General features: G+C 71.8%; 13 protein-coding genes. 7 read left to right on the forward strand and 6 right to left on the reverse strand.

What is annotated here, in order from left to right:
- The first annotated feature begins 47 nt into the window (after positions 1-47).
- Complete coding sequence (locus ACILSK_RS02710; protein WP_395725578.1) at positions 48-1634, forward strand: regulator; 1587 nt, start codon at positions 48-50, stop codon at positions 1632-1634.
- A 91-nt stretch (positions 1635-1725) separates the two neighbouring features.
- On the forward strand, positions 1726-2352 hold the full coding sequence (idi, locus tag ACILSK_RS02715) for an isopentenyl-diphosphate Delta-isomerase (protein WP_395725579.1): 627 nt from the start codon (positions 1726-1728) through the stop codon (positions 2350-2352).
- Here idi and ACILSK_RS02720 read toward each other — a convergent pair.
- Complete coding sequence (locus ACILSK_RS02720; RefSeq protein ID WP_395725580.1) at positions 2349-2894, reverse strand: DUF1697 domain-containing protein; 546 nt, start codon at positions 2892-2894, stop codon at positions 2349-2351. The two genes, idi and ACILSK_RS02720, sit on opposite strands and share 4 nt — an antisense overlap.
- Positions 2891-3865, reverse strand: a complete 975-nt coding sequence (locus ACILSK_RS02725) for a LysR family transcriptional regulator (RefSeq protein WP_395725581.1) — start codon at positions 3863-3865, stop codon at positions 2891-2893. Before ACILSK_RS02725 ends, ACILSK_RS02720 begins: the two co-directional genes overlap by 4 nt.
- 72 nt (positions 3866-3937) lie before the next feature.
- On the opposite strand from ACILSK_RS02725, the gene ACILSK_RS02730 reads away from it, so the two are divergent.
- From ACILSK_RS02730 to ACILSK_RS02750, 5 genes are all read left to right on the forward strand, one after another.
- A complete protein-coding gene (locus ACILSK_RS02730; protein WP_395725582.1) occupies positions 3938-4090 on the forward strand; it encodes a hypothetical protein in 153 nt (50 codons plus the stop codon).
- Between the two features lie 170 nt (positions 4091-4260).
- Positions 4261-4749 (forward strand): DUF3145 domain-containing protein, encoded by a 489-nt coding sequence (locus ACILSK_RS02735; protein ID WP_395725583.1) that lies wholly within the window; start codon positions 4261-4263, stop codon positions 4747-4749.
- Between the two features lie 203 nt (positions 4750-4952).
- A complete protein-coding gene (locus ACILSK_RS02740) occupies positions 4953-5468 on the forward strand; it encodes a hypothetical protein (protein WP_395725584.1) in 516 nt (171 codons plus the stop codon).
- Between the two features lie 11 nt (positions 5469-5479).
- Positions 5480-6943, forward strand: a complete 1464-nt coding sequence (locus ACILSK_RS02745; protein WP_395725585.1) for a glycoside hydrolase family 3 protein — start codon at positions 5480-5482, stop codon at positions 6941-6943.
- Positions 6944-7025: 82 nt separating this feature from the next.
- Positions 7026-7913 (forward strand): hypothetical protein, encoded by an 888-nt coding sequence (locus tag ACILSK_RS02750; RefSeq protein WP_395725586.1) that lies wholly within the window; start codon positions 7026-7028, stop codon positions 7911-7913.
- On the opposite strand, the gene ACILSK_RS02755 is transcribed toward ACILSK_RS02750, so the two are convergent.
- The 4 genes from ACILSK_RS02755 to ACILSK_RS02770 all read right to left on the reverse strand — a co-directional run bounded on the left by ACILSK_RS02755 (position 7879) and on the right by ACILSK_RS02770 (position 11845).
- On the reverse strand, positions 7879-8628 hold the full coding sequence (locus tag ACILSK_RS02755; RefSeq protein ID WP_395725587.1) for a hypothetical protein: 750 nt from the start codon (positions 8626-8628) through the stop codon (positions 7879-7881). The two genes, ACILSK_RS02750 and ACILSK_RS02755, sit on opposite strands and share 35 nt — an antisense overlap.
- Positions 8625-10112 (reverse strand): acyl-CoA carboxylase subunit beta, encoded by a 1488-nt coding sequence (locus ACILSK_RS02760; protein WP_395725588.1) that lies wholly within the window; start codon positions 10110-10112, stop codon positions 8625-8627. The genes ACILSK_RS02755 and ACILSK_RS02760 overlap by 4 nt, the downstream gene beginning before the upstream one ends.
- 175 nt (positions 10113-10287) lie before the next feature.
- Positions 10288-11514, reverse strand: a complete 1227-nt coding sequence (locus ACILSK_RS02765) for a beta-ketoacyl-[acyl-carrier-protein] synthase family protein (RefSeq protein WP_395725589.1) — start codon at positions 11512-11514, stop codon at positions 10288-10290.
- Between the two features lie 88 nt (positions 11515-11602).
- Complete coding sequence (locus ACILSK_RS02770) at positions 11603-11845, reverse strand: acyl carrier protein (RefSeq protein WP_395725590.1); 243 nt, start codon at positions 11843-11845, stop codon at positions 11603-11605.
- Between the last annotated feature and the right edge of the window lie 29 nt (positions 11846-11874).

Below are 11874 nucleotides of genomic sequence, written 5' to 3' on the forward strand. Positions count from 1 at the left end.
ACTCACCGTCCCCACCTCCCGATCCCCCCACCCGCAGGGAGAACCGCATGAACCTCACCGGCTTCAAGAACTCGGCGTCGTCGGACGGCACGCTCAAGCTGCCGTACTGGACCAAGGGCGAGACCAACGCCTTCTTCGGACTCGGGTTCAACATCCTGGTCAACGTCCTGACGTTGACCGCGCTGCTGCTGTTCGTCGTGCAGATGCCCGCCGCATCGGTGCTCGGCACCGTGCTGCCGGCGCTGGGCATCGCCATGCTCGTCGGCAACGTGTATTACACCTTCCTGGCCCGCCGGCTGGCCCGGAAGGAAAACCGGACCGACGTCACCGCGCTGCCCTACGGGCCCAGCGTGCCGCACATGTTCATCGTCGTGTTCGTCATCATGCTGCCGATCTTCCTCAGCACGGGCGACCCGGTCCGCGCCTGGGAGGCCGGGCTGGCCTGGGCGTTCATCATCGGCGTGATCGTGCTGATCGGCGCCTTCATCGGCCCGTTCATCCGCAAGATCACCCCCCGGGCGGCGATGCTGGGCACCCTGGCCGGCATCTCGATCACGTTCATCTCGATGCGGCCGGCCGCGCAGATCTGGGACGCCGCCTGGATCGGGTTGCCGGTGCTGGGCATCATCCTGGTCGGCTTCTTCACGAACATGCGGCTGCCCGGCGGCATCCCGGTCGGCCTGGCCGCGCTGCTGGTCGGCACCGCGATCGGCTGGATCGGCGGCTACATGTCCGTGCCGGACGTGCAGGCGGCGGTCAGCCAGATCGCCATCGCGGTGCCCAGCCTGCACTTCGACCTGCTGTTCACCGGCCTGGGCAACATCGCGCCGCTGCTGGCCACCGCCATCCCGCTGGGCGTCTACAACTTCGCCGAGGCGATGAGCAACGTGGAGAGCGCCGCGGCGGCCGGCGACAGCTACAACCTGCGCAGCGTGCTGCTGGCCGATGGGGCCGGCGCCATCGTCGGGTCGGCCCTGGGCTCGCCGTTCCCGCCGGCCGTCTACATCGGCCACCCGGGCTGGAAGGCGGCCGGTGGCCGCGGCTCGTACTCGATGGCCAGCGGCGTGCTGATCGCCGTGCTGTGCTTCCTCGGGCTGTTCGGAGTGCTGAACACGCTGCTGCCGATCCCGGCGATCGTGCCGATCCTGCTGTACATCGGCCTGCTGATCGGCGCCCAGGCATTCCAATCGGTGCCCAAGATCCAGGCCGCCGCGGTTGTCGCGGCGATCCTGCCCAACCTCGCCCAGTGGGGCACCGGGCTGATCGACAACGCGCTGGCGGCCGCGGGCACGTCCGCCGATCAGGTCGGCGAGGCCGCCCTGACCAGCGCCGGCCTCGTGTACCACGGGATGAAGGTGTTCGGCGAGGGCGCGGTGCTGGCCGGCATGGTGCTCGGCTCGATCGTCGCGTTCCTGCTCATGCGCAACTTCTACTATTCCGCGGCCGCCGCCGGGGTCGGGGCCGCGCTGTCCTGGATCGGCCTGATCCACGCCGAGCAGGTCCAGTGGGCGGCCCGGCCCGAAGTGGCCCTCGGCTACGCGATGCTGGCGGTCGTGCTGGTCGCGTTCGCCGTCCACAAGCGGAACGAGAGGGCCGAGGTCGAACTCGATCCGGAGGTGCCGGCCGAAACCTGATCCGAGCCCGTTCGAGCCGGCATCGCAGGACCGTCCCGGCCGGGACCCGTTCCCGGCCGGGACGCTTCCGTACGTCGGTAGGCTCGCGGTCGTGCCGCCGATCCGTCACCCGCTGTTCGACCCGAAGCACCCGGGTCGACGTCCGTCACCGCCCGCTCGCCGGTTCCCGCTGTCCCCGCTGGACGCGAACGAGCAGGTCGTCCTCGTCGACGAGGCCGGCACACCGATCGGCGTCGCCGCCAAGGCGACCGTGCACGGCGCGCACACCCCGCGGCACCTGGCCTTCTCCTGCTACGGCTTCCGCTCGGACGGGCGGCTGCTGGTCACCCGGCGGGCCGACGACAAGGCGACGTTCCCGTCGGTATGGACGAACACCGCCTGCGGGCACCCGGCCCCGGGCGAGGCCGTGCCGGACGCCGCCGCCCGCCGCATGCGGTTCGAACTCGGCGTCGACCCGGTCGAGCTGCGGATGGTGTTGCCGGACTTCTCCTACCGGGCGTCCGACGGCGCCGTCGAGGAGAACGAACTGTGCCCGGTGCTGGCCTGCCGCATCGACGACGACCCGGCGCCCCGGCCCGACGAAGTGGCCCAGTGGGCGTGGTGGACCTGGTCGGAGTTCCTGGCTGCCGCCGCCGACCCGGACAGCGGTCTGTCGCCGTGGGCGCGGTTGCAGGCGCCGCTGCTGGACGCGGCCCTGTTCCGGGCCGGCGATCGTTAGGACCCCAGCTCGAGCAGCTTGGTGACGGTGTTCCAGTTCCGCATGGTGACCGCCGTGCCCAACGCCTTGTCCCAGTTGACCTGCCATAGCGTCGAGCGCGAGATGCCGTTCGGGCACCACAGATACAGGTGCCCGGCGACGAGACGGGCCTCGTCCGGCGCGGTATCGGCCTCGGGTCCCAGTTGAGGTACCGCAGCCACGGCCGCGGCGGCCGGCTTCTCGTCCAGGAACCCCAGGAAGTGCTTGGACCCCTCGGCGGCCCGTTCGCCGAACGGATCGGCGTCGACGGCCTTCCCGAGCTGGGCCGGACTGCGCACCAGCACCCGGGCGGTGACCCCGAGCTGCCCGGTCATCGCCTCCTCGATGGCCGTCGCAACGGACGCCGCCGAACCGGGCGCGGTGAACACTGCATTGCCGCTCTGCAGCAGCGTCCGCACGTCGGCGTAGCCGAGGTCGGACAGCAGCGCACGCAGGTCGGCCATCGCCACCCGCTTGTTGCGGCCGACGTTGATGCCCCGGATCAGCGCGATGTGGGTCGTCATGACGAGGCCATCAGCGCCGCGGAGGGCGGGGAAAGCACCACGGGCCGGCACTCGACCGGCCCGAGCGCCACTCCCTGGGCGATCCGGCGCAGCGAACCGAGCACCGGCGCGATGTGCGGCTGGTCGGCCGTGCCGGCCCGGATCTGCGCGCCGATCTTGCGGACCGGGCTGATCCCCTTCACCGGCCGCAGCACGATCGGCTCGTGCACGAACTCCGGCTGGGCCAGCCGAGGGAGCAGGCTCACCCCGTGCCCGGCCGCGATCAGCCCGACCACCCCGACGAACTCGTCCGCGTAGTGCCGGGCCCGCGGCCGGAACCCGGCACGCTCGCAGGCGTCCCGGGTGAGCTGCCAGCAGGGGACTCCCGGGTTGGCCAGGATCCAGTCGGCGTCGGCCAGGTCGGCCAGTTCGACCTCGTCGTGGCCGGCCAGCGGGTGGTCGAAGGGCAGGGCGACATCCATCACGTCGTCCAGCAGGTGCTCGGACCACACCCGCTTGTCGTCCTGGCCGGGCATCAGCTCGGTGCTGGTCAGAATGAGCGAGACGTCGACCGTCCGGGCGAGCAGGTTGTCCAGCGCATCCTCGGGCTCGACCTCCCGCAGCTCCACCCGGATGCGGGTGGACGTCGCCAGATCGGAGATGACCGGCACCGCGAGCGCCTTGACCGCCGAACTGAAGGTGCCGACCCGGACGGTGCCCGCGTCACCGCGCCGGTAGGCGGCGAGGTCGGACTCGGCGTGTTCCAGGTGGGTGAAAATCTGGTGGGCGTGCCGCAGCAGCAGCTGGGCCGCTTCGGTGAGTCGCACGCGGCGGCCGTCCGGCTCGAGCATCGCGGTGCCGGTTTCCTTGGACAGCGCCGCCATCTGTTGGGAGACCGCCGACGGGGTGAGGTGCACCGCGGCGGCGGTGGCCGCGATCGTCCCGCACCGATCGAGCTCGCGCAGGATCTCCAACTTCCGCACATCGATCATGCAGAGCATCTTACGCATTGGCGGAAGAAGAAACAGATGGACGTGATGATTTTTCCGGATCAGTCTTGACCCATGACAGCAGCCCTGATCCTCCTGGTCCTGTTCCTCCTCCTCGCCGTGGTCGGCCCCCTGTTCGGTGCCGACAGCCGCCGGTCCGATGGGTGGGCCGCCAGTGAACCCGAGTCCCCGTTGTGGTCCGACGCGGGAGCGGCCCACCTGCGTTGATCGCCGGTCGACCGCCGTGACCGGACGGTCCGGCAGGCTCAATCCATCGGGGGGTGGCGTCACGGCCACCCCACGGTGCACAATGTCAACGCAGGCCACACCCGTCGCCGGTAGTTGCGCACGTCCACGTTGGGGAAGAACGATGGAAGTGCGAGCGGAGGTGGACGGTAGTGACCCGTGGAGTGGTGTACGTGCACTCGGCGCCCGCGGCAATCTGCCCGCACGTCGAGTGGGCAATCGGCAGCGTGACCGGCGGTCGCGTCACGTTGTCATGGACGGCGCAGCCGGCGCTGCCCGGTGCCCTGCGCGCCGATGTCGCCTGGTCGGGCCCGCCGGGGACCGCCGGCAAGCTGGCCAAGGCCCTCAAGGCGTGGCCGATGCTGCGCTTCGAGATCACCGAGGAAGGCAGCCCCGGGGCGGACGGAGAACGGATCTGTCACGTCCCCGGACGCGGCGTCTGGCGGGCCGCCATGTCGGCCAACGGTGACGTCATGCTCGGCGAGGACCAACTGCGCTCAGTCATGGACACGGCGACCACTCTCGACGCCCTCCAGCACAAGCTGTCCGATCTGCTGGGCGCGCACATGGACGCCGAACTCGAACCGTACCGCCGGGCCGGCGAGGGGACCGCGGTTACCTGGCTGCACCAGGTCGGCTGAGCCCGCGCCGGGTTGCGTACCGGTGCGGAGAAATGGATAACACCGCTCACGCCGCCAACGTTGACGATGCGTGACAACCCGCGACCCGCTGATACGTCGCTCAATGTGGACATTGCGACAGTTCGCAATCCCACAGCTCGCTTTCTCACAGCGACGACGGCGGAGGGTTCTTCTGCATGCGGTTACGTGGCCGACGACTGACGATGGTGCTCACCATCGTCCTGCTCGTCGTCCTCGGCGGGGGAGCGTCGGCCGCCTGGGCCCTGGGCAAGACCCGGCCCGGTTCGATTCCCGATGGCTACACCGCCGGACCGTCCGGCGATGAATCCGTGGTGGTGTCCCCCGCCGCCGGACTGCACCCCCGCGCGAGCGAGATCCAGCAGACCTTGCAGACGTACTTCGACGCCATCAACCGGCGCGATTTCCCCGCCTGGCACACCGTCGTCGGGCCGGACCAGTCGGCCAACCAGACGTCCGCGGACTGGTCGCAGGCCTACAGCACCACGGTCGACTCGAACCTGGTGATCGCCGATATCGCCGACGATCCCTTGCGGGTCCGGACGATGTTCACCTCCGAACAGTCCGCCGAGTTCGCACCCAAACGGTTGCCGGCGACCTGCATCAACTGGGATCTGACCTACCTGCTCAGCGACCAGGACGGGGCGCTGACGTTGAGCGGGATCGATCCGTCGACGCAGTCGATGACGGCATGCCGGTAGCGTCCACGGGCATGGTGGCTCGCGGGCGTTTCCATTCGACCGGGCGTAGGTTCGCCGCCCGCACGCTGGCCGGCGCGACGGCGGCCGCGCTGCTGCTCGCCGGCTGCGCGGCCACACCCGAGCAGGGTCCGCCGCCGTCCATCGGCGACACGCCGTCGGCCTCGTCGGCGGCCGGGCCGAGCAGCCCGCCGGCAACGAGTGTCCCCGCGACCATGGCGCCTGCGGCGTCGGGGACGTCGGCGGCCGAGCCGACCGGGTCGCCACTGCCGAGCCCGCCGCCGGAACCGCCCCCGGCCCCGGCCGTGCCGCCCGGCGGCCCGGTCACCGGGGCCGACATGACGGCGGCGGCCGCCGCGGTCGCGGCGATGAGCACGGCCGACCGGGCTGGCACTGTGGTGATGGCCAGCTCGGCGGATGCCGTCGGCACCGATCTGGTCGCCCGGCTGCACCTGGGCGGCGTCATCCTGATGGGCTCCAAAGGGGCGATCGACGGCACCGCGGACGGGACCCCGCCGCAGGTCGCCGCCGTCGCCGGGGACCTGCAGGCGCAGGTTCCGGCCGACCAGGCCGGGGCGCCGCTGCTGATCGGCACCGACCAGGAGTCCGGGCTGGTGACCAGGCTGGTCAACGGGTTCACCGACTTCCCGGGGGCGGACGAACTGTCCGGCATCGCCGACCCGGACGCCGCGGCGGCGCTGACCGAGCAGGTCACCGCGGCCAGCGCGGCCGAGATGCGGGCCGTGGGCATCAACGTCGACTTCGCGCCCGACGCCGATGTGCCTCCGGAATCCGGGGTGTCCGGGGTGGCCGAACGCACGTTCGGGTCCGACCCGGACCGTTCTGCGCGGCTGGTGGGCGCCGCGGTCCGCGGCTACCAGCAGGGCGGGGTCGCCGCCACGATCAAACACTTCCCCGGGATCGGCCGGACGGCCACCGACACCCACAAGGCGTTGCCGACCCTGGACATCGACTGCCCGGAATGGAATGCGGTCGAGGCCGTGCCGATGCGCGGTGGCGTCGACGCCGGCGCCGCGCTGGTGATGACCGGGCACATCGATCTGCCGGCGGTCGGCACGGCGGGCGCGTCGTCGGCGCTGAGCTCGGCAGTGGTCACCGACCTGCTCAAGGGGTCCGGGGTGGCCGGTTGTGACGGGCTGAACTTTCACGGCGTGGCCGTGTCCGACTCGTTCCAGATGGCGCCGATCAAGAACAACTTCGGTCCCGAGGAGGCCGCCTGGCGCGGCGTCGCCGCCGGACAGGACCTGGTGCTGATGCCGACCGACCCGGAGGCCGCCGTGTCCGGCATCGTGGCCGCGGTCGACGGCGGGCAGTTGTCGGGGGAGCGGCTGACCGACGCTGCCACCCGGGTCTACGCGCTGCGGCTGGCGCTGGGCCGGACTCCGGCGCCCGGCCTGGACACGGTCGGGTCGGCCGACCACGAGGCGATCGCGGCGCGGGCGCGGGCGGCCGGCTGAGCCCCCGGGTCGTAGGGCGGTCGGACCGAATTCCCTGAGTGATCTTTGCGCCCGATGTCCGATTCGGTGGGACGATGGGTGGGTGGCCAACCCATCCGGCGACGGAGGTCGCTACCCTGCGTCCGACCGGATCGGCTCGACGCCGCGCGACCGGGTGTTGCCGGCCACCCGAGCGCTGTGCATGTTCATCGTCCCCTTCCTGCTGGTGGCCTTCGTGCTGCTGTACTTCTGGCCGTCCGCCGACGACACCGGACGGCTGTTCGCCTGGCGCATCGCGCCCGACTTCACCTCGATGATGCTGGCGTCCGCCTACCTCGGCGGCGCGTACTTCTTCGCGCGGGCGGTGGCGGCGACGCAATGGCATCGGATCGGCGGCGGCTTCCTGCCGGTCGTGCTGTTCTCCGGATTGTTGGGCGTGGCCACGGTGCTGCACTGGGACCGGTTCGTGCACGGCAACGTGGGCTTCTGGCTGTGGGCCGGTCTGTACTTCACCGCGCCCCTGCTCGTGCTGCTCGCCTGGTGGTCCAACCGGAGTCAATCCCCGCCGGCCACCGTCGACGACGTGCTGCTGGCCGGTCCGGAGGTGGCCGTCATCGCCGCCGCCGGCGTGCTTGCCTGCGTGACGGCGGTCGTCCTGTTCGTGCTGCCGGGATGGGCGGCCACCGTCTGGCCCTGGCCGTTGACGCCGTTGACGTCACGAGTGGTCGGCTCGATCTTCGCGCTGGGCTTCGCCGCCGTGCAGGTGCTGGCCGACCGGCGGTGGACCAGTGCCCGGCTGCTCGTCCAGGTCGCACTCATCATGCTCGGTCTGATGACGGTGGCCGCGGTGCGCACGCTCGGAGACTTCGCCGCCGACCGCCCGCTGACCTGGCTGCTGGCCGCCGGATTGGTCGGATCGCTGGTTGGCCTGGCCGCGCTGTACGGGCGCCGGGAGATCAGCCGAGCCGGGTCCCGGACGGCACGGGGCTGACCGTGGCCATCGCCCGGCCGCCGCCGCGGTGCACCAGCCATGCCCGGCCGGCGCCGGCGACGCTCAGCCCGCCGTCGGCGTCGATCGTCACCAGGGTGTTTTCGTCGATGCCCAGCCCGTTCCCGCGACCCTGCCCGGGCTCGGTGGCCCGGATGACCTCGATCAGCCGGGGGAGCGTGCCCCACTGGGCGCAATGCACGTCCACGCTCCATTTGGTGAGCCCCAGGCCCGGCACCACGGTGAGCTCGTCCAGATCCTCACCGGTGTCCTCCGGGCACACCGGCACGCCGCCGGAGCGCCAGCCGCCGACGATCGCCCACCGCGCGGCGATCGCGGCGCCGGCGGAGAACCCGGCGTACGGGCGGCCGCCGCCGGCCAGCCAGGATCGGATGTCGGCGGCAACCGGCACCAGCGCGTCGGCGTAGCCCGGGGTGAGCCCACCGTCGACCAGCAGGGCGTCGGCGTCGCCCAGCCGGGCCGGGTCCAGCCGCTCGGCGAGCGGGACCAGCAGTGGCCGGATCCGGCACGGGGCCACCGCCGTCAGCGTGCGGGTCCACCGCTCGACCCGCTCCGCCCCGTCGCCCTCGTCCAGCACGAGACACGCGATCGCCGGCGGTCCGCCGGCCCGGACGGTCGCATCGGCCAGGAACGGTGCGTACACCTGGGCCGAGGCGGCCGTGTCCCAGCCGCCGCCGATCAGATGCAGGGTGCTCACAGGGGAATGTTGCCGTGGCTGCCTCGGCCCGCCGGGGCAGCCGCGAGGGCCTCGGCCAGCTTGCGCCGGGTCTGCGCGGGGGTGATGACCTCGTCGACCACGCCGAGCTCGATCGCCCGGTGCACGCCGCCGGCGATCTTCTCGTGTTCCGCGGCCAGTTGGGTGTGCAGGGCCTCACGCTGCTCGACCGGGGCCGCCGCGAGCTTGCGGCGGTGCAGGATGCCCACCGCGGCCTTGGCGCCCATCACCGCGATCTCCGCGTTCGGCCAGGCGAACACCGCGGTGGCGCCCAACGAACGGGAGTTCATGGCGATGAAGGCGCCGCCGTACGCCTTGCGGGTCACCAGGGTCACCCGCGGCACCACCGCCTCGGCGAATGCGTGCAACAGCTTGGCGCCGCGGCGGACCACGCCGTCCCATTCCTGCCCGACCCCCGGCAGGTAGCCGGGCACGTCGACGATCACCAGCAGCGGGATGCCGAACGCGTCGCACATCCGGACGAACCGGGACGCCTTCTCCGCGGACTGCGAATCCAGGCAGCCGCCGAGCCGCAACGGGTTGTTCGCCACCACGCCGAGCGATCGGCCGGCCAGCCGGCCCAGCCCGATGACGATGTTGGGCGACCACCTGGCCTGCAGTTCCTCGATCGGCCCGTCCATGATCCGGTCGATCAGCGGGCGGACCGGGTAGGCCCGGTTGGCCCGCTCGGGCAGCACACCGGCCAGCTCCGGGTCGTCCGGGATGCCGCTGACGCCGGCGATTCCCGGCTGGGTGAAGATGCCGGTCACCCGGCGGGCGCGGGCCAGCGCGTCGGCCTCGTCGTCGGCCACGATGTGCACGACGCCGGACTTGCGGTGGTGCGCGACGGGTCCGCCGAGGGACTCGGAGTCCACGTCCTCGCCGGTCACCGACCGCACCACATCCGGCCCGGTGACGAAGACCCGGCCGTCCGGCGCCATGATCACGATGTCGGTCAAGGCCGGTCCGTAGGCCGCACCGCCGGCAGCCGCTCCCAGCACCACGGAGATCTGCGGGACCCGCCCGGACGCCCGGACCATCGTGGCGAACACCTGGCCGACGCCGTCCAGGGCCTCGACCCCCTCGGCCAGCCGGGCGCCGCCCGAGTGCCACAGGCCGATCACCGGCGTCCGCTCGCGCAGCGCCACCTCGATCGCGTCGACGATGTGCGCGCATCCCTCATACCCCATGGCGCCGCCCATCCGGGTGGCGTCGGTGCAGTACGCGACGACCTTGGAGCCGTCGATCCGGCCCCGGACCGCGAGCACGCCGGACGTGTCGGTGGTGTGCAGCGGGACCACCGTGCCCGGGTCCATCAGGGCGGAGAGCCGGACCAGCGGTTCCCGGGGATCGAGGGCGCGGGGGGCCTTCGCCGGCGGTGCCTCCCCGGTCGCGGCCTCGGCGGCCGGTTCGGTCAGGGCGCCAGGCTGGGCCGGCAGCTCGGTGTGAGGCAGGACTGCGGTCATGGTCCACTCCTGACGCGCCGGACAAACGCGGCGCCGTTGCCGAGAAGTTCCTCGCCTGGGCGAGGGTGACCGGGACGCGGGCACGCCGGCATGGCGAGTCGTCCCGGGGTGGTGGTACGGCCCGGCGGTCGTCGCCGGGCCCGGTCGCGTGTTCGCGTCGGTGACGTGCGGCGGGTCAGGCCGCCGTGAAGATGAGCGCGACGTTGTGCCCGCCGAAGCCGAACGAGTCGTTCAGCGCGGCAGTCAGGGTCACTTCACGGTTCTCCGTGGCCACGTCGACCTTGATCTCCGGGTCGATCGTGGTGATGTTGCGGCTGCCGGGGATGATGCCGTCCCGGACGGACAGCATCGTCGCGATCGCCTCGAGGGATCCGGCGGCCCCGAGCATGTGCCCGGTCATCGACTTGGTCGAGGTGACCACCGGGTGGCCGCCCACCGAGCGCAGGATGGTGTTCGACTCGGCGATGTCGCCGACCGGCGTCGACGTGGCGTGCGCGTTGACGTGCCCGATGTCCAGGGGGGACAGGTCGGCGCTGCGCAGCGCCTTGGCGATCGCCCGGCTGGACCCCTCGCCCTCGGGCTCCGGGGCGGTGATGTGGTACGCGTCGTTGGACATGCCGATGCCGGCCAGCCGTCCGTAGATCTTGGCGCCGCGGGCCTTGGCGTGCGCCTCGCGCTCGAGCACCATGATTCCGGCACCCTCGCCGAGCACGAAACCGTCCCGGTCGATGTCGAAGGGGCGGGACGCGGTCTGCGGATCGTCGTTGCGGGTGCTCATCGCCCGCATCTGGGAGAAGCCGGCCATCGGCAGCGGGTGCACGCAGGCCTCCGCGCCACCGGCGATGGCCACGTCGAGTTCACCGGACTTGATCATCCGGTAGGCCCAGGCCAGGCCCTCGGCGCCGGAGGCGCAGGCCGAGACCGGGGCGTGCACGCCGCCGCGGGCCTTGGCCCACAGGCCGACTGCGGCGGCCGGGCCGTTGGGCATCAGCATCGGCACGGTCAGCACGGCGACCTTGCGAACGCCGTCCTGTTCCAGGATGTCGTCCTGTCCGAGCAGTGTCAGCGCGCCGCCGATGCCGGTGCCGATCACCACTCCGAGCCGTTCCAGGTCCATCTCCGGCGCGCCCGCGTCGGCCCACGCCTCGCGGGCCGCGACCAGCGCGACCTGCTGGCAGCGGTCGAGCCGGCGCGCCTCCACCCGCGAGAGGACCTCGCTGGGTTCGACGACCAGCGGCGCGTAGATGCGCACGGGCAGGTCGTACTTCTCGGCCCAGGGCTCGGTCAGCGCCTTGACGCCGATCGTGCCGTCGAGAAGGGCCTGCCAGGTTTCCGGCGCGGTGCCGCCGATCGGCGTGGTCGCGCCGATACCGGTGACGACGACGTCGTGATCGGAGCTCATCGCGTGGGTTCCCTTCGGAGTGGAGCGGGGTGACGGTGGTGGTGGCATCCCGGCCGCAGGATGGTGCACCGCGGCCGGGCCGGGGCCATCAGGACTTGTTGGCCTCGATGTAGGAGACGGCGTCCCCCACGGTCTTGAGGTTGGCCAGCTCGTCGTCGGGAATCTTCACGCCGAACTTGTCCTCGGCCTGCACCGCGATCTCGACCATGGACAGCGAATCGATGTCCAGGTCGTCGGTGAAGGACTTGTCGGCGGTGACGTCGGCGGCACTCACGCCGGCGACCTCTTCGACGATCTCGCCGAGGCCGGCGATGATGTCCTCGTTGCTCACGGTGGTTCCTTTCGGGGTTTTCCGGCCGT

The sequence above is a fragment of the Nakamurella sp. genome, assembly GCF_044224575.1.
Taxonomy (GTDB): domain Bacteria; phylum Actinomycetota; class Actinomycetes; order Mycobacteriales; family Nakamurellaceae; genus Nakamurella.